General features: G+C 49.1%; 20 protein-coding genes. 7 read left to right on the forward strand and 13 right to left on the reverse strand.

The features are described from left to right. Positions 1-100 precede the first annotated feature (100 nt). The 3 genes from dnaK to J3369_RS08210 all read left to right on the forward strand — a co-directional run bounded on the left by dnaK (position 101) and on the right by J3369_RS08210 (position 4,125). The gene (dnaK, locus tag J3369_RS08200) at positions 101-2,029 is read left to right on the forward strand and encodes a molecular chaperone DnaK (RefSeq protein WP_349585671.1); all 1,929 of its coding nucleotides are present in this window, start codon (positions 101-103) and stop codon (positions 2,027-2,029) included. A gap of 181 nt (positions 2,030-2,210) precedes the next feature. Beyond that, positions 2,211-3,341, forward strand: coding sequence for a molecular chaperone DnaJ (dnaJ, locus tag J3369_RS08205; RefSeq protein WP_349585673.1), 1,131 nt, complete (start codon positions 2,211-2,213; stop codon positions 3,339-3,341). A 151-nt stretch (positions 3,342-3,492) separates the two neighbouring features. Continuing rightward, positions 3,493-4,125 (forward strand): class I SAM-dependent methyltransferase, encoded by a 633-nt coding sequence (locus J3369_RS08210; protein ID WP_349585675.1) that lies wholly within the window; start codon positions 3,493-3,495, stop codon positions 4,123-4,125. Between the two features lie 75 nt (positions 4,126-4,200). Here the strand turns inward: J3369_RS08210 and J3369_RS08215 are convergent, their stop codons facing one another. Then, the gene (locus J3369_RS08215; RefSeq protein WP_349585677.1) at positions 4,201-5,727 is read right to left on the reverse strand and encodes a DUF3369 domain-containing protein; all 1,527 of its coding nucleotides are present in this window, start codon (positions 5,725-5,727) and stop codon (positions 4,201-4,203) included. 155 nt (positions 5,728-5,882) lie between these two features. Next, positions 5,883-7,271 carry a GAF domain-containing sensor histidine kinase gene (locus tag J3369_RS08220; protein ID WP_349585679.1) on the reverse strand — a complete coding sequence of 463 codons (1,389 nt, stop codon included), beginning with the start codon at positions 7,269-7,271 and terminating at the stop codon, positions 5,883-5,885. 407 nt (positions 7,272-7,678) lie between these two features. Here J3369_RS08220 and J3369_RS08225 point away from each other — a divergent pair, with 407 nt between their 5' ends. The 3 genes from J3369_RS08225 to J3369_RS08235 all read left to right on the forward strand — a co-directional run bounded on the left by J3369_RS08225 (position 7,679) and on the right by J3369_RS08235 (position 11,681). Beyond that, entirely contained in the window at positions 7,679-8,014 is a 336-nt protein-coding gene (locus tag J3369_RS08225) for a DUF3718 domain-containing protein (protein ID WP_119500934.1), read from the forward strand. A 132-nt stretch (positions 8,015-8,146) separates the two neighbouring features. Continuing rightward, a complete protein-coding gene (locus J3369_RS08230) occupies positions 8,147-8,740 on the forward strand; it encodes a class I SAM-dependent methyltransferase (RefSeq protein ID WP_349585682.1) in 594 nt (197 codons plus the stop codon). A gap of 142 nt (positions 8,741-8,882) precedes the next feature. Beyond that, positions 8,883-11,681: a rhamnogalacturonan lyase family protein gene (locus J3369_RS08235; protein WP_349585684.1), complete on the forward strand. Its 2,799-nt coding sequence runs from the start codon at positions 8,883-8,885 to the stop codon at positions 11,679-11,681. Between the two features lie 17 nt (positions 11,682-11,698). Here the strand turns inward: J3369_RS08235 and azu are convergent, their stop codons facing one another. The 7 genes from azu to J3369_RS08270 form a co-directional block, all read right to left on the reverse strand. Then, positions 11,699-12,178 (reverse strand): azurin, encoded by a 480-nt coding sequence (gene azu, locus J3369_RS08240; RefSeq protein WP_349585686.1) that lies wholly within the window; start codon positions 12,176-12,178, stop codon positions 11,699-11,701. Between the two features lie 74 nt (positions 12,179-12,252). Beyond that, entirely contained in the window at positions 12,253-12,927 is a 675-nt protein-coding gene (locus J3369_RS08245) for a response regulator (RefSeq protein ID WP_349585688.1), read from the reverse strand. 2 nt (positions 12,928-12,929) lie between these two features. Beyond that, positions 12,930-14,537: a sensor histidine kinase gene (locus tag J3369_RS08250; protein WP_349585690.1), complete on the reverse strand. Its 1,608-nt coding sequence runs from the start codon at positions 14,535-14,537 to the stop codon at positions 12,930-12,932. Positions 14,538-14,555: 18 nt separating this feature from the next. Continuing rightward, on the reverse strand, positions 14,556-16,073 hold the full coding sequence (locus tag J3369_RS08255; RefSeq protein WP_119500938.1) for a tripartite tricarboxylate transporter permease: 1,518 nt from the start codon (positions 16,071-16,073) through the stop codon (positions 14,556-14,558). A gap of 3 nt (positions 16,074-16,076) precedes the next feature. Beyond that, positions 16,077-16,547, reverse strand: coding sequence for a tripartite tricarboxylate transporter TctB family protein (locus J3369_RS08260; RefSeq protein WP_349585692.1), 471 nt, complete (start codon positions 16,545-16,547; stop codon positions 16,077-16,079). Next, positions 16,544-17,506, reverse strand: a complete 963-nt coding sequence (locus J3369_RS08265; RefSeq protein WP_303574580.1) for a Bug family tripartite tricarboxylate transporter substrate binding protein — start codon at positions 17,504-17,506, stop codon at positions 16,544-16,546. The genes J3369_RS08260 and J3369_RS08265 overlap by 4 nt, the downstream gene beginning before the upstream one ends. An 11-nt stretch (positions 17,507-17,517) precedes the next feature. Further along, positions 17,518-18,771 carry an OprO/OprP family phosphate-selective porin gene (locus J3369_RS08270; protein ID WP_349585695.1) on the reverse strand — a complete coding sequence of 418 codons (1,254 nt, stop codon included), beginning with the start codon at positions 18,769-18,771 and terminating at the stop codon, positions 17,518-17,520. A gap of 259 nt (positions 18,772-19,030) precedes the next feature. On the opposite strand from J3369_RS08270, the gene J3369_RS08275 reads away from it, so the two are divergent. Further along, the gene (locus J3369_RS08275) at positions 19,031-20,533 is read left to right on the forward strand and encodes a carboxylesterase family protein (RefSeq protein WP_349585697.1); all 1,503 of its coding nucleotides are present in this window, start codon (positions 19,031-19,033) and stop codon (positions 20,531-20,533) included. 98 nt (positions 20,534-20,631) lie between these two features. Here the strand turns inward: J3369_RS08275 and J3369_RS08280 are convergent, their stop codons facing one another. From J3369_RS08280 to J3369_RS08295, 4 genes are all read right to left on the reverse strand, one after another. Next, positions 20,632-21,762, reverse strand: coding sequence for a ThuA domain-containing protein (locus tag J3369_RS08280; RefSeq protein ID WP_349585699.1), 1,131 nt, complete (start codon positions 21,760-21,762; stop codon positions 20,632-20,634). Between the two features lie 11 nt (positions 21,763-21,773). Further along, positions 21,774-22,373 (reverse strand): gluconate 2-dehydrogenase subunit 3 family protein, encoded by a 600-nt coding sequence (locus J3369_RS08285; RefSeq protein WP_349585701.1) that lies wholly within the window; start codon positions 22,371-22,373, stop codon positions 21,774-21,776. Further along, entirely contained in the window at positions 22,373-24,064 is a 1,692-nt protein-coding gene (locus J3369_RS08290) for a GMC oxidoreductase (RefSeq protein WP_303574575.1), read from the reverse strand. The genes J3369_RS08285 and J3369_RS08290 overlap by 1 nt, the downstream gene beginning before the upstream one ends. Positions 24,065-24,412: 348 nt before the next feature. Continuing rightward, on the reverse strand, positions 24,413-25,597 hold the full coding sequence (locus J3369_RS08295; RefSeq protein WP_349585703.1) for an AGE family epimerase/isomerase: 1,185 nt from the start codon (positions 25,595-25,597) through the stop codon (positions 24,413-24,415). Positions 25,598-25,679: the final 82 nt, after the last annotated feature.

The raw sequence follows: 25,679 nt of genomic DNA on the forward strand, positions 1-25,679 counted from the left end.
AGCCAAAAGCGACAGATTTTTTCTGGCGACTATTGAAATGGTGCGGGAATAACCCCACTAATAATGCAGAAATTAAAGATTCTTATTTTGGAGACACGTAATGGGTAAAATCATTGGTATCGACTTAGGTACAACGAATTCATGTGTCGCAGTTCTAGACGGCGACAAACCTCGCGTAATTGAAAACGCCGAAGGCGATCGCACAACCCCCTCAATCATCGCTTACACAAACGATGGTGAGACGCTGGTAGGTCAGTCTGCGAAGCGTCAGGCAGTAACCAACCCGACTAATACTTTATTCGCTATCAAGCGTCTGATCGGTCGCCGCTTCGAAGATAAAGAAGTACAGCGCGATATTGACATCATGCCTTACAAAATTGTTAAAGCTGACAATGGTGATGCATGGGTTGAGACCAAAGGCGAAAAAATGGCGCCTCCTCAGATTTCAGCTGAAGTGCTGAAGAAAATGAAGAAGACGGCTGAAGACTTCTTGGGCGAAGAAGTAACCGGTGCTGTTATCACAGTGCCTGCATACTTCAACGACTCTCAGCGTCAGGCGACTAAAGACGCCGGCCGTATCGCTGGTCTGGAAGTAAAACGTATTATCAACGAGCCGACTGCTGCTGCCCTTGCTTACGGCATGGACAAGAAGAAAGGCGATAACGTCGTTGCGGTTTACGACTTAGGTGGTGGTACGTTCGATATCTCTATCATCGAAATCGATGAAGTTGACGGCGAGCACACCTTCGAAGTTCTGGCAACCAACGGTGATACTCACTTAGGTGGTGAAGACTTCGATAACCGCGTAATTACTTACCTGGTAGACGAATTCAAGAAAGATCAGGGCATTGACCTGCGTAAAGATCCGCTGGCCATGCAACGTCTGAAAGAAGCCGGTGAAAAAGCGAAAATTGAACTGTCTTCTTCACAGCAAACAGAAGTTAACCTGCCATACATCACTGCTGATGCGACAGGTCCTAAGCACTTAGCGATTAAACTGACCCGTGCGAAACTGGAATCTCTGGTTGAAGACATGGTGAAGGATTCACTGAAGCCGGTTAAACAGGCGCTGGAAGATGCTGATCTGTCTGTTTCTGACATTCAGGACATCATTCTGGTGGGTGGTCAGACGCGTATGCCTCTGGTTCAGAAGTACGTAACTGATTTCTTCGGTAAAGAGCCACGTAAAGACGTGAACCCTGACGAAGCAGTTGCTGTTGGTGCGGCAATCCAGGGCGGTGTATTGTCCGGTGACGTGAAAGACGTACTGCTGCTTGACGTAACGCCTCTGTCTCTGGGTATTGAAACCATGGGTGGCGTAATGACGTCACTGATTGAGAAGAACACTACGATTCCTACTAAGAAATCGCAAACCTTCTCAACGGCGGAAGATAACCAGTCTGCGGTAACAGTACACGTACTGCAAGGTGAGCGTAAGCAAGCTGCCGGTAACAAGTCGTTAGGTCAGTTCAACCTTGAAGGTATCCGTCCTGCGTCACGCGGCACTCCGCAAATCGAAGTAACTTTCGACCTCGATGCTGACGGTATTCTGCATGTGTCTGCGAAAGACAAAGATACTGGTAAAGAGCAGAAGATCACCATCAAAGCATCTTCTGGTCTGAGCGATGATGAAATCGAAAAAATGGTTGCTGATGCGGAAGCAAACAAAGAGTCTGATGCGAAGTTCGAAGAACTGATTCAGGCCCGTAACCAGGCTGACGGTATGATTCACGCTACCCGTAAGCAGCTTGATGAAGTTGGCGATGCATTAAGTGCCGACGACAAAGCACCAATTGAAGCCGCTATTTCAGCGCTGGAAACCGCCACTAAAGGCGAAGACAAAGCTGATATCGAAGCGAAAACGCAGGAGCTTATCCAGGCGTCTTCTAAACTGATGGAAGCAGCTCAGGCGCAAGCCGGTGCAGCGGGCGGTGCAGATGCCGGTGCTGAACAGCAATCTTCCGGTAAGAAAGCGGAAGACGACGTTGTTGACGCTGAATTCGAAGAAGTGAAAGACGACAAAAAATAAGCTGTAGTCAGTGTGTCTCCGGTACTTTGTGCCGGAGTGCTGTACAAGCCGGGCGCAGCAGGAAGTTCTTGTTGCGCCTTTGTCGTGTAAAGACCGGCTCAGTGCCGGATGATTTAAAAGTGTGTGGTTTAAGACAACTTGAACCGGGTGCTTGATGTAACGAGTAGGAAAAGTAAGCGATATGTCGAAACGTGACTACTACGAAGTGCTGGGTGTAGATAAAAGTGCTGGCGAACGCGATATTAAGAAAGCGTATAAAAAGCTGGCCATGAAATATCACCCCGATCGCACACAGGGCGATAAAGCACTGGAAGAAAAATTTAAGGAAATCCAGGAAGCCTATGAGGTTCTGACCGATTCGCAGAAACGCGCTGCGTATGATCAGTACGGTCATGCCGGTGTGGATCCGAATCGTGGTGGTGCAGGCTTCGGCGGTGGCGCAGACTTTGGTGACATCTTCGGTGATGTATTCGGTGATATCTTTGGTGGTGGCCGCGGTGGACGTCAGTCCCGTGCCCGTCAGGGAGCTGATTTACGTTACAACCTGGAGTTATCGCTGGAAGAAGCGGTACGAGGGAAGGATGTCGAAATTCGCGTACCTACACTGGTAGAGTGTGATGTTTGTCACGGCTCCGGTGCGAAAAAAGGCACTTCGCCAACTACGTGTCCAACCTGTCATGGTAATGGTCAGGTACAAATGCGTCAGGGTTTCTTTGCTGTTCAGCAAACCTGTCCAACGTGTTCCGGGCGGGGCAAAATTATTTCCGACCCTTGTAATGCCTGTCATGGTCATGGTCGCAAAGAAAAAACAAAAACCTTGTCGGTTAAAATTCCGGCGGGCGTTGATACCGGTGACCGCATCCGCTTAACCGGCGAAGGCGAAGCAGGAGAGAACGGTGCACCGGCAGGTGATCTGTATGTTCAGGTTCATGTGCGCGTGCATGATATCTTCCAGCGTGACGGCAATAACCTGTACTGCGAAGTACCACTGAGTTTCACAACCGCTGCCCTGGGCGGCGAGCTGCAAGTACCGACCCTTGACGGTAAAGTGAAGCTGAAAGTGAGCCCGGAAACCCAAACCGGCCGTATGTTCCGTCTGCGCGGAAAAGGCGTGAAGTCGGTAAGAAGCGGCGTAACCGGCGACCTGATGTGTAAGGTAGTGGTTGAGACCCCGGTTAACCTGTCTGCAAGACAAAAAGAATTGCTGCAGGAACTGGACGACTCCATGGGCGGCGATTCTGCGAAGCACCGACCGAAGGAAAAAGGTTTCTTTGACGGCGTGAAGAAATTCTTCGACGACCTGACTAACTAATCAAATCCAAAGCATTATAAAAGCCCTCGTATGAGGGCTTTTTTGTGCCTTTAAAACCTGGCTGGCACATTCACATTTCGTATCAGCTTTTGTCTGCTATAGTATTCTGATAAAAATTGATAAATAACAACAGCATTTGGCGGGAAAAACTATGCCTGATATAGAGTGGAACAAATCCTGGATTGGCAATTTAAAAGAGTTTTCACGGGGACAACTGTCAGGTGATAATTATGGTGATCAGTGGGGAAACCCCCATGAGAACAAGCTTCTTATTGAGCTTGTAGAAAAGCATATAGTACCTTTTTTAAATAGTGATACCTGTGTTCTCGAAATCGGCTGCGGTGGCGGCAGGTGGACCCAGTTTTTCCTGGATTGCAAAGAGGTCTACTGCGTAGATCTCAACCACGAAATGCTGGATTACACTAAGGAACGTTTTCCTGGTGCCAGTAATCTTAATTTTATTAAAACAAATGGTTCTGATATTGCGGGGGTGAGAAATGAGTCAGTCGATTTCTTATTTACCTTCGGAACCTTCGTTCATTTGGATTTCGCAATTATCCAATCCTATATGGAGAATATTAAGCCGTTAATGAAAGACGGTGGCTTTTTTTCTATCCAGTTTTCAAATAAAAGTAAGCCTATGGCAAAGACTAACCCTGATTTTTCAGAAAACAGCCCCGAAAAAATGAGCAAGTTACTTTCCGGACTCGGGTTTGTTCCCCAAAATATCGATGATGAGCTTTTGCCGCACTCCACCGTCATATCAGGGCAGTATCGTAAGTAAGGCGGTAGTTCAGGAATGAACAGCAAATATGAGGAATGACAGGACAAATTGCCTGTTCAGCTGCAATGTCTGAGGCTATTCCTCATCCGGTGCCTGAGCGCGGATTTCCTGGATCTGGTCAAAATGCTCCAGCATGACATGTGTGATGATAGGGTCGAATTGCTTACCGGCATTTTCAGTCAGGTAAGCTTTGACATCTTCTGCGCTCCAGGGCGGCTTGTAGCAGCGTTTTGATAACAGTGCATCGACAACATCAACTATAGCCATGATACGTCCTTCAATAGGAATATCGTCACCGGCCAGTCCTTCCGGATAGCCTTCACCATCCCAACGTTCATGGTGGGTTTTGGCAATGATAGCGCCCATTTTCGCGACAATTTTGTCGGAGCCAGCCAGTAATTCGTAGCCTTTCGCAGCGTGGGTTTTCATGATTTCCCATTCATCCGGAGTCAGTTTACCGGGCTTGTGCAGAATAGTTTCCGGAATACTGATTTTACCCACATCATGGAGGGCAGAAGCATAGCGGATGGTTTCAATAAACTCGTCACTCATGAACAGTTTTTCAGCCAAAAACTCTGACATCAGCATGACACGCTTAACATGGCCGCCGGTTTCTTTACTGCGCATTTCTATGGCGTCACTGAGCACCATAATCAGCTCTTTCTGGGTATGCTGAATATCTTCTTTGTGCATCAGGTTCTGGAAAATGACGGACACATTTGAGGCAAACATTTCCAGCGTTTTCAACTGAAACTTATTCAGCGGCTCGCTTAGTTCCACATACAGAATATTATGGCTGTCTTTGCCCGTGGGGTAGTAGCCGATGAACAGCTCTTCAGATTGGAAATGAGATTTCTTCTCCAGTACTTCTTTCACTTTCTCCGCAATTTCGTCCGGGATCTCTGCTGAAACGCCTTCTTTACTCAATCCCACCAGATCACCGCTGGCACCGAGTACGGTCATTTTAGTGTGGCCGTACAAGTCCGTGTGCTGGGCAGATAAATACAGTACAGAGTTATTCAGATTAAGCAGGGTCAGGGTTTGTTTTAACACTGCTGTGCCGAATTGCCCCAACGACTGGCTTTCCAGAATTGAAGATGAAGACTGTAACACGCCTTCGATGCCCCGTTTACCTTCCTCAATAGTCTGGATATCACGGTAGGAGCGGATAGCCGTGTACACACAGGATTTCAGTTTTGAAGAGGTCAGTTCGGTTTTCGACTTGTAATCGTTGATATCATAGCGGCTGATCACTTCTTCTTCCGGTGCCTGACCAGGCTGCCCGGTGCGTAAAACTAAACGTGTCGTACGGTTCTTAAGTGTATTGCGAATGGTGTCGATAAGGTTCAGACCAGCTTCATCTGTCTCCATGACCACGTCGACAAAAGCCAGCGCGATGTCTGGCGTATTTTTGAAGAGTTCAAGTCCTTCCTTAGCGCTGTATGCCGACAATAATTCGAGATTGCGGTTCTCAAAGGTAAATTTTTGCAGCGTGAGTTTCGTGACCTTATGCACATCACGTTCATCGTCAATAATGACTACTTTCCAGGGGGGGAGCTTAGATTTCTTGACTGCAATCTCTGACTTTTTAAATAACGGCATATACGACTAAAAAAGTTTGCGTTACTTAAACTTAATTCACAATCTGCGATACCGCAAATGTGAACAGGCAGATAATTTCAAATTATTAAAAAGCCAGCCTCAGCCTGAAGGTGGCTCATGGTGCCGGAGCGGTAATATTCATTCGAAATGGTCATCTATGACTCAAGTTCACCGGACACCGGGCGAATTTTCAGGCGGAATGTGGTGCCTTCGTCAGGTGCTGAGATGAGTTCAACTTCACCCTGAAGTTTTTGGATAACAAGGTTGTATAAAATGTTCAGACCAAGACCAGTGCCGCCCTGATCCCGCGCAGTGGTGTAGAAAGGCTCGAACACTTTTTTGTGCAGTGAGGCGGGAATGCCTTTGCCGTTGTCACTGACACTGATGATGACGCCGTCATCCACACCATAGCAGCCCACAGTGATGAGATTGCCCCCGTTATCTTTATAGCCGTGAAATCCGTGTCGTTGTGCGTTTGAAAGTAAATTAGTAAGTAGCTGGGCAATAATACCCGGACTGGTAATAATGGTAGTGTCAGGGTGAATATCCAGCTTAAGTTGGATGTTGTCTTTTTTAAGCATAGGCCGCAGGGGATTGCATACTCTGGGAATGTAATCATCGAGAGACAAACGTTCCACGTCCATGGATGTCTGGTCGGCAGAGGTACGTTTGAAGTCCTGTACGAGGTCGGCAGCCCGGAAGAGGCTGGATTCAGCCAGATTGAGTCCTTCGTTGCATATATCATTAAAATCTCTGAAGCCTTCTTCCGACAGTTCCTCGGATTCAAAATCCTTATAAATCCCGGCAAGTTCTTCCTTACAGTTACTGACAGAAGTAAGCGCAATGCCAAGTGGTGTATTAATTTCGTGCGCAATGCCGGCCACCAGATTCCCCAGTGCTGCCATTTTTTCTGACTGAACCAGTTTCTCCCGTGCTGATTCCAGAGATCGCAGAGTATCTTCAAGCTCTGCGGTACGATCCTTAACTTTTTGTTCCAGCGTCTGATTAGCTTCAATGAGCTTATTCTCATAATCAGCCCGCTCCTTGGCACTCACTGCCCGGCCGTATAAGTCGGCCAGTGCTGCAGCAAACACGATTTCATCGGGATCCCACTGTCCCGGGTTTCCGCGATGTTCGCAGCATATTATTCCAATCATACTGCCACGATGACGTATAGGTACATCGAGCATGGCGTTAATATTCAAGGGAGTCAGGTAGCATTCAGCAAATTCGAAGGTTGCAGGGTCTGTCATTGCATTATCAGCGGCAATGGTCCGCTCTGAATCCAGTGCAGCAAAATAGTGAGGGAAGTCCGTTCTGCTTAATACAATCGCTTCCTGATCGAGTGTTTCTCCCCTGTCTATGAGCAATGCACATTCAATATGTGATTGAGTTGTGTCGTAAAGCCAGATCCCCGCACGTTCGATATTCAGGCCCTTACAAACAGAGTGAATAATAAGTTGGGAAGCGACGGCGAGTTCACCCTTATCGATGTCTTCACTTTGGCTGACTGTAAGAAGAATTGACTCAAGCGCTTCTTTCATTTTGATATACCGGCGTTAATTCAAAGGAGCTTTAGTTGATGGCATATCCGTATGAGAAGCCGGCTTCATAAACAGAAAACCGGGATCCTGAACTTCAGCATAGTTAAACCTTAACAATTTTAAAGGTGCTTCACACCGGCGTATTCAGCAAACCGTGCATGTCGGTTCTAGCCTAAAGTTCAATCGAGGCATCACATCCGGTCTTCTATCCGAATGAATGTAAATAGCACTAGTTATTAGTCAATACGGCCACTTGAGCTGGCTAAAACAATCACTCATTTTGCTTTCATCAGAGTATTGAAAATTAAGTTATTGATTTTAAATAGATAAAAAAGTTGGCACTTCCATTGCGATAGTAAGAGCAAGCATAACGCTTAAATCTCTTAATAATTGAAAAGGAAATAATTATGAAAGCATTTACGAAAACTCTGGCTGTTGTTGGTTTGTCTTTTGGTGCAATGGGTATGGCAAACGCAAGTCCTGAACTGACGCCTGCAGATACAGCAGTGACGTCAAAAATTTGTGTCACCGCAGCAACCGGTAGCAAACTGAAGCTTCGAAATGCGCTGGAAGATGCTGGTCTGACTAAGCACTATGTTGAAAATAATGTTACCTGTAATGGCCTGCCTATTGTTGAATTTGTTGCACAATACAGCGACAACCCTGACAGCATTAACGCCTTTATCACCAGTGGTAAATATGTGGCTGACAACTACATCGCGAGTGTAAAACCCCGTCATTAATCCGGTTTTGCGTTATGTTTACTTACCCCGCAGGGATGTCGGCGTTGCCGGAGCGGGGTGAGGTAAACATCTGGACTTCCTTCCCTATATTCTGTTTACTCTCCCTATCATTCTTTTTATTCCGTCACTTTTATGGAACCCCGTCAGACCGGTGAAAAGTACGACCGTATCGCTCGCTGGTGGCATGAACGTCATCAACATTCTCAATATGGTGTAGCTGCTGTAACCCGTGCACTGGATTACCTTGGTGAGGGAGCCATTGCACTGGATGCAGGTTGCGGTGCAGGCGGCAGAATGGTGAGGTTGATGGAAGACCGGGGGCTTGCTGTAACCGGTGTGGATGTGTCTGCTGAAATGATAGCGCTGGCGAAAGCGCATCACCCTGAGCATACGTTTATTCATCAGGATATCTGCAGCTTTAAGCCTGAGGTGCAATATGATTTTATTCTTGCCTGGGACAGCCTTTTCCATCTTCCTCTTAGTGCGCAGGAGCAGATCATTGCTAAGCTGAGCAAACATGTCGCTGAAGGCGGGATCTTGCTGCTGACTTGCGGCAATGATTTCGGTGAACACACCGACAGCTGGATGGACGATACATTCTATTACAGTTCAATTGGGATTAACCGGAATCTTCAACTCATGATGTCAGCCGGACTGACCATCGTGCACACTGAACTTGATCAGTATCCGCAAAAACACGTGCTGATTGTTGCCAGAAGGCAATAATAGAAACAGTTCCGATGACAGCGAATTTTCGCATTTGAACCAAACTGACAGAAGTTGACAGGTTTGGCTTGAGTCCTTGCGTGTAATTTTCTAGTTTACGAAAAATTAACATTTGTGTTGATATTTCGGACAAGGAAAATACATGATATTCCAGACTAAGCATCGCGCACTAAAATCCGGCCGCCTTATCACCGGCGCCTTAATCTCTCCCGTCCTTATGCTCAGTGCCGCATGCGCTGATGCCAGCGACAGACACAGACAAAATCAAAGTGATCCCGCTACCGGTATCATCATGGAATCCCTCGACCGGGGACTGGTTGTCATTCCCGCTGAGCAGGGCAATGTGGTGAGCTGGCGGTTGCTGGGCACCGATCCGCTCGATATTTCCTTTGATATTTACAGGAACGGCCACAAGCTGAACGGTAAAAAGCTATCCGGTGCGACGTTCTTCACCGACCCGCAGGGAGACAAAGATGATGTGTATGAAATAAAAGCGACCGGCCTGAACAACAAAAATAAACGCAAAAAAGATCGCAGTGCTGCCATGGCCACAGCCTGGCAGGATGTGATGCTGCAGATCCCGCTGAATAAGCCTGCGGACGGCTGGGTAAACGGACAATCCTTCACGTATTCGGCCAATGACGGCTCGGTGGCGGATTTAACGGGTGATGGCCGGTACGAAGTCATTGTTAAATGGTATCCGTCAAATGCCAAAGACAATTCACAGGCCGGTCATACCGGAAACACGTATCTGGATGCTTACACGCTGGAAGGACAGCAACTTTGGCGTATCGACCTTGGCAGGAATATTCGCTCCGGTGCCCATTATACTCAGTTTATTGCCTATGATTTCGATCAGGATGGGCGGGCAGAAGTCGCCATGAAAACGGCGGATGGCACTGTGGACGGAGAGGGGACGGTAATGGGTGATGCCAATGCTGATTACCGTAACAGTCAGGGGTACGTGCTGGAAGGGCCTGAATTTCTGACCATGTTCGATGGTTTGTCTGGAAAGGCACTGGATATCATTGATTATGTCCCTGAGCGGGGTAGTGTAAGCAGTTGGGGGGATGGTTACGGAAACCGGGTGGATCGCTTTCTCGCCGGCGTGGGCTACTTTGACGGCTCCACACCCACCGCTTTTTTCGCCAGAGGGTATTACACCAGAGCAGTTGTCAGTGCCTTTGACTGGGTTGACTGTCAGTTTGTCAGCCGCTGGGTATATGACAGTAATAACGGCGGTGCAGATGCCGGTGGATATGGTCAGGGAGCCCACAGCATTTCTGTGGGAGATGTTGACGGCGATGGCAAAGACGAGATCGTGTACGGCGCCGCCACCATCGATGACGATGGCCATTTGCTGTACAGCACGGATTTAGGTCACGGTGATGCTTTGCATATGTCGGATATCGATCCTGAACGTCCCGGTCTTGAAATTCATATGGTGCATGAGTCACCGTCTGCTTATACCAAAGACGGCACAGAGTATGGCGTTGAATTACATGATGCCGCCACCGGTGAAATCTTATGGCACCGCCCGGGCAACGGCACGGATGTGGGACGTGGCGTAAGTGCCGATATTGACCCTGCATATGCTGGTAATGAGAACTGGGCAACACGGGGCGGACTCGTCGCTGCCAACGGAACGGTTATTTCGGATACCCGGCCGTCTCAGGTAAATTTTTTATCCTGGTGGGATGGTGATTTGAATCGCGAGTTACTGGATGGCAACCGGATCTATAAGTGGCATCCGGCTACGGAAACATCTGAAGTCGTACTCGATGGAAGCGAATGGGGAGCCGTGTCGAATAACGGCACGAAAGCAACGCCGGTTCTGTCGGCAGATATATTGGGTGACTGGCGGGAAGAAGTCATCTGGGCCAACAGTGACAGCAGTGCTTTACTTCTCTTTTCTACCACTGAAGACACGGAATACCGTATTCCGGCATTGATGCACAATCCGCAATACCGTACAGCTATTGCGTGGCAAAACGTGGGTTATAACCAGCCGCCTCATCCTTCCTTTTACCTGGGAAGTGATATGAAAGCTATGCCGGTGTATGACATTCAGACTCTAAAAAGTCAGTTGTGGCTGAAGCCTGTTGCCCGCGGAAATGCAGAGTCGGTTGAAATCAGCGTTCATTCAAACGGCTATCCTTACAAGGAAATGACATTGTATAAGAGTTTATCTGACGACCCTGAAACCCGTGAACTGCTCACTACACTGGGCAGCGGTGAAAGCCGCTTTGTGGACACTGACGTCGAACCGGACACCCGGTATTACTACTGGGGCAGTGTAAAAAGTAAGCATGGTGAGCCTGAGTTATTGCCTGTGACAACTGCAACATTAACCTCAAGCGACATACCGGACATCCGCACTTTTCATCAAAGTTCTGCCAGCCCGGTAACCCTGAGCTGGTTCACTGCGAATATTGAAGTGAGTAGTATATTTGTGTTCCGTGCAGAGCGTGTAGAAGGTGAAGCTGATCCCGTTTTTGAACAGGCATCAGGAGTCGCTTCACTTGCAGCGGATTCAACACAGTGGACAGATGAATCATCAGTGCCCGGTACGGCGTACATTTACTGGCTGGTGTTTGATACTGCGTCAAAAGGCCAGATAACCAGTGATCCGGTGAATGCTGAACGTCTGCTGGAGCCCAAAACACATTTATCTGCAGTGCAAAACGGTGACGGTATTGTGGTCAGCTGGCAACTGGAAGATTTCCCGCAAGCTATTCGTGGTGTACAACTTTACCGGAACACCAAAGCAGAACTGAGCGGGCGCACGCGTATCAGTCCGTCAGCGCCGGTCAGCGGCAGCCTGACCGACACCCTGTCACTGGTAAATGGTACAACCTACTGGTATATGTTCAAACTGACCATGGAAGACGGTACAACCTACAACACCGAACCGGAAGCTGCGGTTACTTTTGTGCAGTAGCTGCCGGGCGGGCACGGTTAAATAACTTTAACCGTGCCTTGCATACCGGCAAAGTGTCCCGGGACAGCGCAGAAAAACACATAAGATTTGTCTTTTTCAAACTGAAGCGGGTTGATTGAAATAGTTACACTTTCCCCGCCACCTGCAACCGCAGAAGCGGCAATGATGCTTGCATTGTCACTATCGATATAATTATTGTTAAGACCCATTTTTGCACTTTGGGAAACCACACTTTGCATCGCTGATTGTTCCGTGATGACAATATTGTGACCCATGATTGTTTTCGGTAATGCGCCGGTATGATTAAGCGTTATGGTCACCTTGTCACATTTCCGTGAAATCTGTATTTGATCAGTGGAATATTGCATCCTGTCATTAGCATCCAGAGATACCGAACAGTTATCTTCTGCAAAAGCAGGCAATGTGAACGAAAATAAAACGAATAAAAGGGAGGTGAAAGTTTTCATAGTTGTGTCGTAAAGTTTTAACAGAACCACACTTCAACACATTGACCAGGGCAACGCTAAACGGTAATTAAAATCAGCACGATTGGTTTTTATAATTTTTCATTTTATCTCAACCGGTAGCAGCGCTCGGGGCGGCCCACGTTGCCGTAGACCTGCTCAGCAATGAGCTCTTCGGTTTCCAGTAAGTATTCGAGATAGCGACGGGCGGTGGAGCGGCTTACGCCGACAGTATCGCCAACCTGCTGTGCACTCAGGCTGTCTTTGGGCGCTGCAGTAAAGACCTGCTGTATTTTTTGAAGTGTTAAGCCATCTACGCCTTTGGGTAAGCGCTGCGCCTTTCCGTCGCTCTGCCGGCTGAAGAATTGATCCACGACAGTTTGCGTGAGCTCTGAAGCACCGGATAACTGCTTGTGGCGGTTCTCAAAGTTCTGCAGGGCCTGTTCCAGACGACTTTGCAGAATCGGTTTTACCAGAAAGTCAGACACGCCTAATTTCATTGCCTGTTCCAGTACCTGTACTTCTTTCGCTGCCGTTAGCAGAAATACCTCTGTCTTCTGCAATTTATCGTGATGGCTTTTCATCAGTTCAAGGCCATTGCCGTCGGGCAGATAAACATCAAGCAGAAGTAAGTCAGGTTGCATGGCGCTGAGCAAAGCTTCGGCTGCCGCCACGTTATTTGCCATGCCCATCACCATGTAGCGACCGGTTTGAATGAGGTACTGCGCCAGATACTGGGCTACATGGGGCTGATCTTCAACAATAATACAAGAGTAGGGCATAACTATTTTGACACTTCTGTTCTCGGAATATACACAGAGAAGCGGGCTCCGCCTGATTCCGACTCGCCAATCTCGATACTGCCGTTGCAGCCTTCAAGATGCGTTTTCACTAAATACATGCCCACTCCGTGACGGGCATCAGATTTTGAGCTGAACGACGGTGCGAAAATACGTTCATATTCAGCAGCGGGAATACCGTCACCACTGTCTTCAACATCGAAAACGATATTATTGCCCATTTCTTCCAGGCTCACACTGACTTTTGCCGGCCGGTGACTGCTCGCACGCTGGGACGCTTCGATGGCATTATCGATCAGGTTACCGAAGATAGAAACCAGACATTCGAGTAAGTGTTTATCGTTAATCACAGAAAGCTGCGTATCCGGACTGATGTCCAGCGCCACATTGCCTTCCTGTGCTTTGTGATATTTGCCGAACAACAGTGCGGCGAGCACCGGCGTTTGTACCCGGCCGACCAGACTGTGTACCTGAGTCTGCACTTCCTGACTTTCATTACTGATCAGTTCAAGGGCTTTTTCCACATTCCCCATCTGCAACAAAGCAGCCAGGGTATTCAGTTTGTTCGAGTAATCATGAGTCTGAACCCGCAGCAGCTCCGCAAACGCTTCTACCCGTGCAAGTTGTTGTGACAAATGTTCCACTTCATCAGCAGGACGCATCGTCAGCATCAGGCCTGCCATCTGACCCTGAACCTGCAGAGGTACGCGGGATAACACCAGCCATTGCTGATTGGCAAACAGTTCGAAACCACGGATGTGTTTATCGGTGTTTTTCAGCAGAAATTCTGCATGCTGGGGCAGGATGTTGTTTATCGTCCCGCCGTGTTCGTTCTCAGCGAATAACAATACTCTGGCACGCTGGTTCATGCGCTGTATTTTACCGTCCAGTGTCATGGCAATGATACCGGTCCGCACGGTGTTAAAGATAGCTTCCTGCTCGGCATACAAGCGGCCAATTTCATCCGGTTGCAGACCAAATAAACGACTACGCACACGGTTACCAATCCAGCGCGCGGCAATCACAGCCAACGCCAGAATCACAAAAATAACGCCCAGGATCAGCCAGGTTTGTTCCTCAATGGCGAGGCTTACTGATTTTTCCAAAAATCCCACAGACACCAATCCGATGACATCGCCACTGGCATTGATAACCGGCGCTTTACCACGGATTGACGGACCCATAGAACCTGTTGAAGAGGAGATGTAATAGTTGCCTTCCAGCGCAGCCTGGCTGTCGCCCCCTTGCATAGGCTGGCCGACACGATCTGTTACCGGGTGAAATAAACGGATTTTACTTTCGTTACCAATGACTACATAACTGGCACCGTAACCGTGTTGCAGCAGGGCGAGTTCCCGCTGAAGCGGTTCAGGAACGGATTCCGCTTCTACAGCATGAATAATATCGGGACGACTGGCGAGGGAACGGGCAATGGCAAGGGCCTGTTGCCCGGTTTTTTCTTCAATGACAGAAGCCAGCAGGTGCTGACTGGCAAAGCCTAATACAGCAAGCTGTAGCAGGCTCATAACAACGATGGCGGCAACTAACCAGGATTCCAGTTTGTTACGAATGAAATAACGTCTTGTTGCCACCAGTTATTTTGCCCCTTTTTAGTCCGGCGTTGCCGTTGTATTTGCCCGGCGGTTTTTGACAAAACCTAACAGCGGTACCAGTAAAACAACAATTGCCACGATCAGAATCGACAGGGTAAGCGGCCGCTCCCAGATGAAACTGAATGAACCGTCTGAAATCAGCATGGCACGACGGAAGTTACGCTCAATCATGTCGCCCAGAATAAAGCCCAGTAACAGCGGGGCCATAGGGAATTGTAATATGCGCAGGACAACCGCCACGAAGGCAAACCCGATCATCATGAATAAATCGAATGTGTTAAAGGATACCAGATACACACCAATTAAACTGAAGAACAGGATAAAAATGGTCAGCAGTGATTTGGGCAATACCAGCACTTTAGCCAGATACGGGATCAATGGCAGGTTCAGAATGAGCAGTACCACGTTACCAAAATACATGGACACAATAACAGACCAGAATACGTCAGGATTTTCCTGCATAAGAAGTGGTCCGGGTTGCAAGCCGTAAGCAATCAGTGCACCCAGCATAATTGCCGTCGTACCTGATCCCGGGATCCCCAGCGTTAACAAAGGGACAAATGAACCTGTACACGCTGCGTTGTTCGCTGCCTCAGGAGCAGCAAGACCACGCTTGGCACCCTGGCCAAACTCTTTCTTGAAACGGGCGGGGGCCAGGTTTCTTTCTGCGGCATAGGCCATAAAGCTGGCGATGGTTGCGCCGGCACCGGGCAAAACACCAATCAAAAAGCCAAGGATGGATGAACGGCCTACTGATGGCGCGATTTCTTTTACTTCGTCTTTGCTCAGCTTAAAGCTGCCCAATTGATTACCACCCATGCTGGTGTCTTTAGCACTGTCTGGTTTGATCACATTCATCAGTGCTTCAGACAAGGCAAAAGTGGCCATAGCAATCAGCAGAAAGCTCAACCCGTCCAGCAAATCGGGCTGGCCGAAAGTAAAGCGCTCAGTACCGGATGACGGGTCGATACCAATGGTGGACAGGGCAAGACCAAATACGGTCATCATCATGGCTTTTAAAAATTCGCCGTTGCTGGAGAACGCTGCAATAGCGGTTAAACCTACCAGCATTAACATCACGTAGTCGCCGGAATGGAAACTCAGCGAGACTTCTGCCAGCGTAGGAGCTGCTACCATCAGCATTACTGCGCCAATGGTACCGCCGGTGAACGAGGCCCAGGCCGCGATGGCCAGTGCTTTACCGGCCTGTCCCTTCATTGCCAGCGGATAACCGTCGAAGGATGAGGCGACGGTGCCGGCAATGCCCGGAGCGTTAATCAAAATGGAGCTGGTTGAGCCACCAAAGATGGCACCGTAATAAACCCCGGCCATCAGGATCATGCCTGAACTCGGGCCGATACTGTATGTGATCGGGATCATTAATGCGATGGCAGTAATGGGCCCTAAGCCCGGGAGCATACCGATAAAGGTACCGACCAGACAGCCAATCACAACATACATCAAATTGTGCCATTGGAATGCGGCATCCAGGCCTATCATCATTGCATCAAACATGGGTTAACTCCAAAGGCTGCCGGGGGCCAGGTAAATATCAAGAAGTTGGGTCATGAGGAGCCAGAAAAACACCACCATAGGGACTGAGGCGAACAGCACTATGCGGGCGCGTCTTTCTCCCATAACCCAAAAGCCGGAAATCAGAAAAATAAGTGTTGCCACAATGAACCCTAACGGATCGAGCAGCGCGCTGTAGATCACCATCAGCAGCACAACAATCGCGGTCTGACGAACCGTATGCTTAGTGATCCCCAGCGGCTTTTGTTCGCCCTGTGGTTCCTTGCTTTTAATAACATGGCTGAGGATAGCTAAAAAACTGAACAGGGCGCCTGCCATGGCGTAAAGTTTTGGCATAGTGGATGAATCCACCACTTCATATTGTTCAAACGGTAGCAGAGGGATTTGCCAGGCATAAATACCGTAGAACGTGAAAAAAACGAGAAACAGGGCAGGGCCGGTTAACTGACGTGTCATGGTTGTTGCTCCTGTTGAATAAAGCCAAGTTGAATCATCAGGGTTTTAATTTGTGCTTCCTGTGCTGCCAGGTCCGCGGCAAAGTCGTCCGTAGTGCGGAACAAATCCATCCAACCGTTTCTATCGCGAACTGCCGCCCACTCAGGGGTTTTCAGCAGCGCGGCGTATTTATCGATGTATTCCTGTACTTTTTCATCAGATGTATCAGGCGCCGCAAACAGTCCACGCCAGTTTACGAACGTGGCGTCGTAACCCAGCGATTTTAAGGTGGGAATATCCGGATATGCGGGCACGGTTTCAGGGGCTGTGATGGCTAAAATGCGTGCCTGGCCACCTTCTGCAATTTCCAGTGCTTCGCTTAATCCGGTAGAAAGCATTTGTACTTCACCTGAGAGCAGTCCGGCTTTTGCCTGACCGCCTGCGTCGTAAGGGATGTAGCGGATGCGGGCACCGTCAAGGCCGGCTGCATTGACTGCCAGTGAAGCCACCAGATGATCCATACTGCCCCGTGCAGAACCGCCTGCGATGGTCAGTTCACGGACGTTTTTGGACAGGATTGCAATGGCTTCATCCCAACTTTTGATGGGCGAGTCTTCTCTCACCACAAAGGCGCCGTAGTCGGCAATTATGCTGGCAACGGGCTTCACGTCACGGTAGCTGAAGGGTACCTGACCGGTTAACGCACGGATTACAATAGGCGTAGAGTTAACCATTAACATATCGCCGTGTTTGTTACCCGATTCAATCAGATAAGCGATAGCGCGACCACCACCACCACCGGACATATTCTGAAACGAGGCATTATCTGAAATACCTGACTTCATCAACGCTTCCCCGATACCACGACCGGTAGTGTCCCAGCCGCCGCCGGGACCGCCCGGGATCAGAAAGTGATCCTTGGCGAAGGCACTGGCACTCACCAGCCACAATATTGCAGCACTAATCAAAACAGAACGCATGAATCCCTCCGTTAAAAGTCGTAATGGAAACGCATGGTGATGGCGTTGCCGCTGGTTTCATCACCCACAAGCGCTTCTGTGCCGGGGCCTGACACTTTGCTGTGCACGCCGTTCAGCATAATTTTTGTATTTTCATCGATGTAGTAAGACACACCCGCCGTGAAGGATTTGGTCCGGGTGCCCTGAAATTCGCTGGTGGCATCCATAGACGAAACGCGGGCGGCTATTTCCCACGCGTCTTCAACGCCTTTAGGCTGATTGAAACGTGCGCTGCCTTTGGAATATGACTTACTCTCGCCGGTTAGCATGTAGCTGGTCTGAAAGTAATAGCCGTCGTAGTTTTCATCGTCGAGCAGGGATGCAGGGTCGCTGGTGGCGATATTACGACGGGCTACTTCACCCTGAACCAGTAAGCTGTTGTACTGGTAGGCGGCTTCAATACCGAACTGACTCAGGTGGTCAAGGGGCACGGTGTCGCCGCCTGCGGCATAATTTACCAGTCTCACGTTCGGCTCTCTGACTTCCGCACGGGCAAAAGAAGCTGACAACTGGCTGTTATCCATTTTGCGGTACGAGCCCCATGAGCCCAGGTGGATCAGATTGTTTTCTTTAAATTCGTGCGCCCAGGTGAGGCGTCCTGTGGTTGCCAGTGAAATGGCAGAGTCATCATCGGTACCTTCTGCGCCGAATGCATCGTTTTTATGTACGCCCACAGCGTAACGTAAACCTGTTGACGGGAAGTATTGATACGCAGCCACACCCCAACGGAAATAGGGCGACATAGTATTTGCCATGCTGGCACGCTCGATTAATGCCATGTGCTTAGAGCTGGTAAGAGCGTCCAGAGTAATGTCTTCACGGATTTTACCGAACTTAATCGTCGGGCCGTTTTCAAAACCGGTATATTCAAAACGAAGTAATAAAATTTCGATGGTTTCTTCGGCGAATTCCAGAATCATCTTGTATTCCAGATCGCTGCGTTCGCCTTCTGCCGACAACCGCGCACGGCGGGGAAAAATAGTAGAACCTGTGTTGCCTTCGTTGTCTGCATTGTAGGCGCCGTCAAAGATGTTAGCGTCTATCTGAAGTCGCCCGCCTAACGTCACCCATTTATCGTCACTGGCGTCTTTCGCTTCCATTGATGCGAGCTGTTGCTCTAACTGAGAAAGCCTGTTTTCAAGAGACTGATTACCGGCTGATTCTGTTTGTGCCGAAGCCTGATAAGTGGCTGCCAGACACAGCAAACCGATTGTTGTTTTATGCATCACAAAGTACCTCAATGTTTCGTGACGCAAGAATATTGTTAGTCCTTTGTTAAGGCTATGTAATGGATGTTTTTGTGCTTGAAAATATAACTGTCTGTTTAGTTTGTTTTGTCCATGAACAGAATGAACAAAATAGATCAGGTTACAGGAATAAAAGAAGCTTTACCGGTAACAATTACTGTCTGACGATGTTAAGTTAATGTTATTGTTGCATAAACTTTAACGGTGCCTGTCACCGGTTTCTATGATGAGGACCAGGATGTTATTCACTTTATTTTCCCGCCAGCGCTTTCGCGGGTGTTTCTCTGTACTGTTTTTAACTATTTCGTCGCTATCCTGCGGGTATGCTGCCGGCCATGACACGCCTGAGGTGACTCTCGCCTCCGGTACAGTAACCGGACAGCATGCAGACGGAATAAACTTTTACCGCGGTATGCCTTATGCCAAAGCGCCGGTGGGTAACTTGCGCTGGCAGCCGCCTCAGGCACCGGATGCCATTGCATCGTCCTATGCAGCAAATTCGTTTTTTCCTCCCTGTCCGCAGCGGGGTAAAGACAATGGCAGCGAAGACTGTCTGGGAATTAATGTATTCTCCCCGTCAGCGGATGACGGCCAGACTGCCCGGCCAGTGTTAGTGTGGATCCATGGCGGCGGGTATGTAGGCGGTTCAGGAGATTTAGATCCCAAAATCGTTTCACTCTGGGTAAGTCAGGGACTCGTACTGGTATCGTTTAACTACCGGCTTGGTGCACTGGGTATTTTTGCACATCCGGCTTTATCTCAACCTGATGGTGTCAACTATAGCGTCATGGATATGGTCGCTGCGCTGTCCTGGGTTCGGGACAATATCGCTGAATTCGGTGGCGATCCCGCCAGGGTGACGATTGCCGGCGGCTCTGCAGGTGGCATGGCTGTGCAGATGCTAATGGTAACACCCAAAGCTGAAGGTTTGTTCTCCGGCGCGATTTCTCAAAGTGGCTACGGCACCTGGCCGTTGCCACGCACTTCAGGTGCACCGGCCCTTCAGGGCACCCCGGATGCAGTAACCCTGTCCTCTGCCATTGCACAGCGGGCAACGGAAACAGACAAAGTCAGCAGAGAGCAACTTTATCAGACCAGTCCGGAAGCATTCGTCAATGCGATAAACGGCTTTCATCTGCCGGTTGCTGACGGTATCACGTTGCCCGACGAACCGGCGCGATTGTTTGCTCAGGGGAAACAGCACGCCGTACCTTATATTAGCGGCGGAAACAGTTACGACGGCAATGTTTATCCCTATGCCGGTGTGTCACCCCAGCGCTTGCTCACCTTAACGGCATCTGCTGCTGACAGTGTGCAAAAGGCGTATGGACTGGGCGAGCAGGCGCTGACGGCCTTACCTTTTCAACATTTGTTCGGTGATTTGCGTTATGTTCTGGCCGGTATGGTGACAACCGGCGCAATGCAAACCGTTCAGCAACCGGGTTACCGTTACTTTTACAACGTTGCGGATGAGAGTACGCCGGGGGCAGGGCATGCCTCAGAAACCTTTGCTCTTTTTAAACCTGCCGGGGATGATGCTGTTAAAGCGATGCAGGCATACTGGCGGAATTTCATAAGAACCGGCAACCCGAACGGGGAAGGCTTACCTGAGTGGCAGCCAGTGGATAAGCAGGACAAGAACTGGATGGTTTTTGATAAGACTGCCCATACTGAAAAAGAGGTCAGAGCCGGAAAGCTTGGCATACTGCGACAGGTTTATCAGACGCGGGTGAATCCTTAACCCCGTTTGTTATTATCAATAACAAGGCATATCTGCCGTAAAACGAAAAAAGGCCCGGACTGACCGGGCCTTATCATTTCAATTGTTCAGCGAAAATATCACTGCTTGCAGGTATCGTTACCTTGTCCCGCCGTCCACTTCATACCGTTCTTTAATAACTTAATGTTGTATTCAGCGTTGTAAACTTCTTTGCGGTGACCGATAGCGCTGTACATCGCCCGGCCTTCGCCGATGCAATGCGTCCAGACCAGCGGATGATCTTCACCCATTTCCAGTTCTTTCCCCGGCACATACGTGGTTTCATCTATGGCCATTACGATGTCGTAGCCTTTAGAAGACACGCTGTCTGAGAACGAATACCACTCATCATTTAATTCCCAGCGGTCAGGGATCCCTTCTGCTACACCGGTGCCGTGACGGGTAACATCCAGCGATGCATCCTGGAACCAGTTGTCATCGCCGGGATGGCCGATAAACTGTGCACCAATCAGCACATCACGATACCAGTCCCAGAAATACACGGAGTCGCCGGCTGATGCATGTATGCCCAGGAAGCCACCACCGTTATTCATGTAGTCTTCAAACGCTTTACGCTGAGAGAGGGTGAGGGTGTCACCGCTGACATTATTCCAGATCACCACATCAAATTCAGACAGGTTTTCCGGTGTAAATGCACTTCCTTTGGCGCTGACAGAAACACCATAGCCCATTTCTTTTGCCAGCTTGCTCAGGTTTTCTGTGGCAGCAGTTACTGATTCGCCGTGGTCATAGCCATTGATTTTCTGATAGATCAGCACCTGAACAGGTTCTTCTCCCAACTCGAATTCCACCGGTTCTGAATCGAACCTTGCACAACGTGCAATCTTATCTTCACGGGTGACCGGCAGTGCTGCCAGTTCTTTACGCATAGCCGCAGCGTTTGCATCGTCTTCAACACCCACACGGGCCAGTAACTGGTCCAGTGTGATCAATGTACTGAAAGAAGGCATAGATTCACTTAAGATCCACGCCGGAATTTTAGCCAGTACGCCGGGGTAGTGTTTTTCAACAATGGCTCTGGCTTTCGGACGCATTACTACATCGTAAGCAGGCATAGAGCTGGAAAAAGGCACATCCCGTAAGGAACAGTCGGTTAATGCCTCTGCGGCAGACGCGTTGCCCGTCGCTACCAGACTGCCCATTGCCATGCTGCCGGCAATAATGGCTTTAAGCATATTTTTCTTCATCATCAGGAGTCTCCTTACACCGGCCAAACGGTCATCCAGGCTTTGTCCCCTTTCTTATAAGGGATATCTTTGTAGTCGCCCGGTATGTCTACGTGACGGAGCACCTGAGTGCCGCCTGTTTTCGACGTAAAGAAACCAAAGATCATCAGCTGCTTGTAGAGGGTAAAGTAATGGGGCAGGCCATCTTCTTTTCCATCCCAGGGCGAGTCTTCACCGCGGTTAAACGCCAGCGCCTCACTGTCCAGCTTTGAAGCCAGTGCGGTTTTCTGTTTCTGGCTTAAGCCAATGAAAGGCTTACCATATTCTTCCTGACTGCGTGCATCCACATCTTTAAATCCGGCTTCCATCAAAGCCTGCTGTTCCGGTGTGTAGCATTCGCGGATCATGCCGATAAAGAACGCCGGCAAACCTGCATCTTTCGCTCCCGGCGTATCGGTTCTCGGTAATACTGTTTCGCACAGTTCTGTAATCAGCGCGACGGTGTTATCGTCCAGTCCTGAGTCTTTTACAGAGGTCAGGGCCGGTTGCTCCTGCCAGACGGCCATGGCCGGAGAACAGATAAAGCTTGTGCCGGTGGCGGTTGCGATAAGTTTTAGTAAATCACGACGATCCATTACAGATTACCCCGCTTGAGTTCTTCTACTGCAAAATCTGCGGCACGGGCTGTCAGTGCCATGTAAGTAAGTGAAGGATTAACACACGAAGACGATGTCATACAGGCTCCGTCGGTAACAAATACGTTAGGCGCATCCCACACCTGGTTGTGCTTGTTAAGCACGGAAGTCTTAGGATCCCGGCCCATGCGGGCAGTGCCCATTTCATGAATACCTTTACCCATGTGGTAAGTGGTTTCCCAGGCGGTGGCATTTTTAAGACCGATGCTGTCAAACATTTCTACAATGTCTTCTTTCATGGCTTTACGCATTTTCAGTTCGTTGTCACGGATTTTGGCATCCATTTCCAGCACCGGCAGTCCCCATGCGTCTTTCACATCATGGTTCAGACTCACTTTATTGCGGTGGTCCGGCAGAATTTCACCAAAACCAACTGTACTGATGCTCCACGGACCCGGCTCACTGAGACCGTCTTTCAATCCGGCTCCGATACCTAAGTCGTCAGCGCTGCGGCTGAAGCCTGAACGGGATGCGTTACCCTGGAAGCCGAAGCCACGGAGGAAGTCACGCTTATCATCCCCCCAGTTTGCAAAGCGGGGAATATAGAAGCCTGTTGGTCTGCGGCCATAGACATATTTGTCGAGATGGCCTTCAATTTCTGCCATACCGCCCAGCATGTAGTGGTGATCCATGACGTTATGACCCAGTTCACCTGAGCTTGAGCCAAGACCGTTATCCCACACATCACGTGCTGAGTTCATCAGTAACCAGGCAGAGTTCAGTGCCGAGGCATTCAGGAATACAATTTTGCTGTGGAAAACTTCAGTTAATCCGGTTTCTGAATCAATTATTTCAACCCCGGTAACCCGTTTGGTGTCTTTATCGTAAATCAGCTCTTTTACGATGGAGAGCGGGCGCAGAGTAAGATTGCCGGTTTTAAGTGCCGCGGGCAGGGTTGCAGACTGGGTACTGAAATAGCCGCCGAAAGGACAGCCAGTCCAGCACTTATCACGGTGCTGACACTTCACTCGACCCTGTTCGGGACGTTGCTCGGTAATGTGGGCGGTACGGCCCATAATTAATTGTCGCTTGCCCTTGTACTGTTTTTTAAGACGGGCTTGAACGTCTTTTTCTACAGCATTAAAAGCAAATGCCGGCAGGAATTCACCGTCTGGCAATACATCCAGACCGTCACGGTTACCGGAAATTCCGGCAAACTTTTCAACATACGAATACCATGGTGCGACATCTTCATAGCGAATTGGCCAGTCAACACCCACACCTTCTTTACCATTGGCTTCGAAGTCTTCAGGGTTTAAACGGTAAGACTGACGACCCCACAACAAAGAGCGTCCACCCACCTGATAGGCACGAAACCACTGGAAAGGTTCTTTTTCCACATAGGGAGATGTTTGCGCAGAAGCCCAGGCGCCCATTGTGGGTTCATTAAAAGGATAACCCTTACCACGGGCCATATTGGGTTCAGAGGCCAGTGCTTCCAGGCTGGGACGACCGTGGTGTGGATAGTCCCATAAATTTTTACTCATGTTGGTGTAGTCTTTGATGTGCTCGACGTTTTCGCCGCGCTCAAGCATAAGTACCTTCAGGCCCTTTTCGGTAAGCTCTTTAGCAGCCCAGCCCCCGCTGATACCAGAGCCAACTACGATGGCATCATATGTATTTTTTGACATTTTCGCCCCTGTTTAAGTTGAAAACGATCTGCGCCTGTTTTTGTCCCTACAAGCAGATCACACAGTGAATCCTGACCTTAACCTGATTGATTTTATTTGTAATCAATATGGTTAACAAAAAGTAAATTTAGTAACACTATAATGTATTTATGTCATCGATGTCATTATAAAATTGTCGTGTTTTGTAACAGGCGTACAGGTGTATTTGTAAGCGCTTTCTTGCTTTGTAGCTATACGTATGGGCTGTACGGGGTTTTTGAGAAATTAATGTCAGAAGGAAATTGTGAGATTTTGTTTCAATGGCTCACGGTGTCAAAACGCCGTGAGCCGGAAAGTCCATCCGAAACGTTAACCGGAAACAGCAGGGCTTTCAGCGAATGCTGCGGCAAAACGGGAGGCTTCATTATGTGCCATGCACAGGTGATATAAGGTACTGGCAGCCATTTTCGGGTCCACGGGTTGTCCGTTGCTGTCTATAACATACGTGTAATGGGCTTCTAGTTGCGGATGGGAGAAGCCGTCAATCAACTGGTGGATGGCAAATGTGGCACTGGCAATGTCCTGTTCACGGTTTGCATTGTCAGGCAAAGTGCTGTGAACCAGCGCAGCTTTGATCCACTCCGTCATCGGCCAGCTTTTAAAAGTGGACGACACAACTGTTCCTTCGGGTGTAACCGTATCGTGCAACCAGCGGTTACCGGGCGTCAAACCGTAGTCTCTGGCATGGCGGTATAATACCGACTGATAACGTGTGGTATCTGTGCCACTGACAGTCTGAAATTCATGCAGCAGCCATACCCACTCCATCATGTGGCCGGGTTCTACACTCCGGCTGCCGGTGGGGCAAGGCTGCCAGTCTGTGGTGAAAAACTCCAGCAATACTCCGTGCTGTGCATCGAAAAAATGCTGCTTAAACAGTGCATACACTTGATTACAGCGTTCAAGCCAGAACGTGTCGTTACTGACCCGGTACAAATGAATAAAGGCTTCGAATAAATGCATGTGCGGATTTTGACGCCGCGTGGTGTGGGCATATGTCCCTTCAAGCCACCCGCCATGATCACTTTTCAGAACAGTATCCACGTGCAGTGCAAGGTTTTTCGCTTTCAGCAGAGCATGATCATCATTCAGCGCGTCTTTTTGCCAACTGTATGCCAGCAGAAAAAATGCCACATCATACAAATCGGTAGCGGCATTTTTTACTTTATCGGATGCATCAAGGGTCATCGGGTAAAAGCCGGGAAGGGCGTCAGGACAGGCATTGCTGATAAATTTTTCCGTTGCCTGCGCCAGGGCTTTACCTTCAGGCAGGAACCCTTTTTTATAGCCGTAGCACATTGAAAATATTTGTCTTGATTGCACCCGCATACGCTTGTCGGCTTGCCAGTCGGGCTTGCCTTCACCATCAAAACATTCCAGTGCGGCGCCGTTTTCAGAAAAACCCTGTGCAGCCCATTTCGGAAACAATGATGTCGTCAGCCAGTGGTCGAAACGCTGCCAGGCGTCGATAAAATCGCGATGTATCGTTTCCATGAAATTTCCTTGCACTACAGATGAATGGACAACGGACACGCATTGTAATCGTCAGTACATGGGTTTGACAGTGTTTTTGCAG

Origin of the sequence: Alteromonas sp. NFXS44 (assembly GCF_040148705.1) — a bacterium.
In the GTDB taxonomy this organism is placed as follows: Bacteria; Pseudomonadota; Gammaproteobacteria; order Enterobacterales; family Alteromonadaceae; genus Alteromonas.

What these genes read in the sequence shown, in the direction of transcription:
- dnaK (WP_349585671.1), top strand. Translation starts at nt 101, where the DNA reads ATGGGTAAAATCATTGGTATCGACTTAGGTACAACGAATTCATGTGTC.
- dnaJ (WP_349585673.1), top strand. Translation starts at nt 2,211, where the DNA reads ATGTCGAAACGTGACTACTACGAAGTGCTGGGTGTAGATAAAAGTGCT.
- J3369_RS08210 (WP_349585675.1), top strand. Translation starts at nt 3,493, where the DNA reads ATGCCTGATATAGAGTGGAACAAATCCTGGATTGGCAATTTAAAAGAG.
- J3369_RS08215 (WP_349585677.1), bottom strand. Translation starts at nt 5,727, where the DNA reads ATGCCGTTATTTAAAAAGTCAGAGATTGCAGTCAAGAAATCTAAGCTC.
- J3369_RS08220 (WP_349585679.1), bottom strand. Translation starts at nt 7,271, where the DNA reads ATGAAAGAAGCGCTTGAGTCAATTCTTCTTACAGTCAGCCAAAGTGAA.
- J3369_RS08225 (WP_119500934.1), top strand. Translation starts at nt 7,679, where the DNA reads ATGAAAGCATTTACGAAAACTCTGGCTGTTGTTGGTTTGTCTTTTGGT.
- J3369_RS08230 (WP_349585682.1), top strand. Translation starts at nt 8,147, where the DNA reads ATGGAACCCCGTCAGACCGGTGAAAAGTACGACCGTATCGCTCGCTGG.
- J3369_RS08235 (WP_349585684.1), top strand. Translation starts at nt 8,883, where the DNA reads ATGATATTCCAGACTAAGCATCGCGCACTAAAATCCGGCCGCCTTATC.
- J3369_RS08245 (WP_349585688.1), bottom strand. Translation starts at nt 12,927, where the DNA reads ATGCCCTACTCTTGTATTATTGTTGAAGATCAGCCCCATGTAGCCCAG.
- J3369_RS08255 (WP_119500938.1), bottom strand. Translation starts at nt 16,073, where the DNA reads ATGTTTGATGCAATGATGATAGGCCTGGATGCCGCATTCCAATGGCAC.
- J3369_RS08260 (WP_349585692.1), bottom strand. Translation starts at nt 16,547, where the DNA reads ATGACACGTCAGTTAACCGGCCCTGCCCTGTTTCTCGTTTTTTTCACG.
- J3369_RS08265 (WP_303574580.1), bottom strand. Translation starts at nt 17,506, where the DNA reads ATGCGTTCTGTTTTGATTAGTGCTGCAATATTGTGGCTGGTGAGTGCC.
- J3369_RS08270 (WP_349585695.1), bottom strand. Translation starts at nt 18,771, where the DNA reads ATGCATAAAACAACAATCGGTTTGCTGTGTCTGGCAGCCACTTATCAG.
- J3369_RS08275 (WP_349585697.1), top strand. Translation starts at nt 19,031, where the DNA reads ATGTTATTCACTTTATTTTCCCGCCAGCGCTTTCGCGGGTGTTTCTCT.
- J3369_RS08280 (WP_349585699.1), bottom strand. Translation starts at nt 21,762, where the DNA reads ATGATGAAGAAAAATATGCTTAAAGCCATTATTGCCGGCAGCATGGCA.
- J3369_RS08285 (WP_349585701.1), bottom strand. Translation starts at nt 22,373, where the DNA reads ATGGATCGTCGTGATTTACTAAAACTTATCGCAACCGCCACCGGCACA.
- J3369_RS08290 (WP_303574575.1), bottom strand. Translation starts at nt 24,064, where the DNA reads ATGTCAAAAAATACATATGATGCCATCGTAGTTGGCTCTGGTATCAGC.
- J3369_RS08295 (WP_349585703.1), bottom strand. Translation starts at nt 25,597, where the DNA reads ATGGAAACGATACATCGCGATTTTATCGACGCCTGGCAGCGTTTCGAC.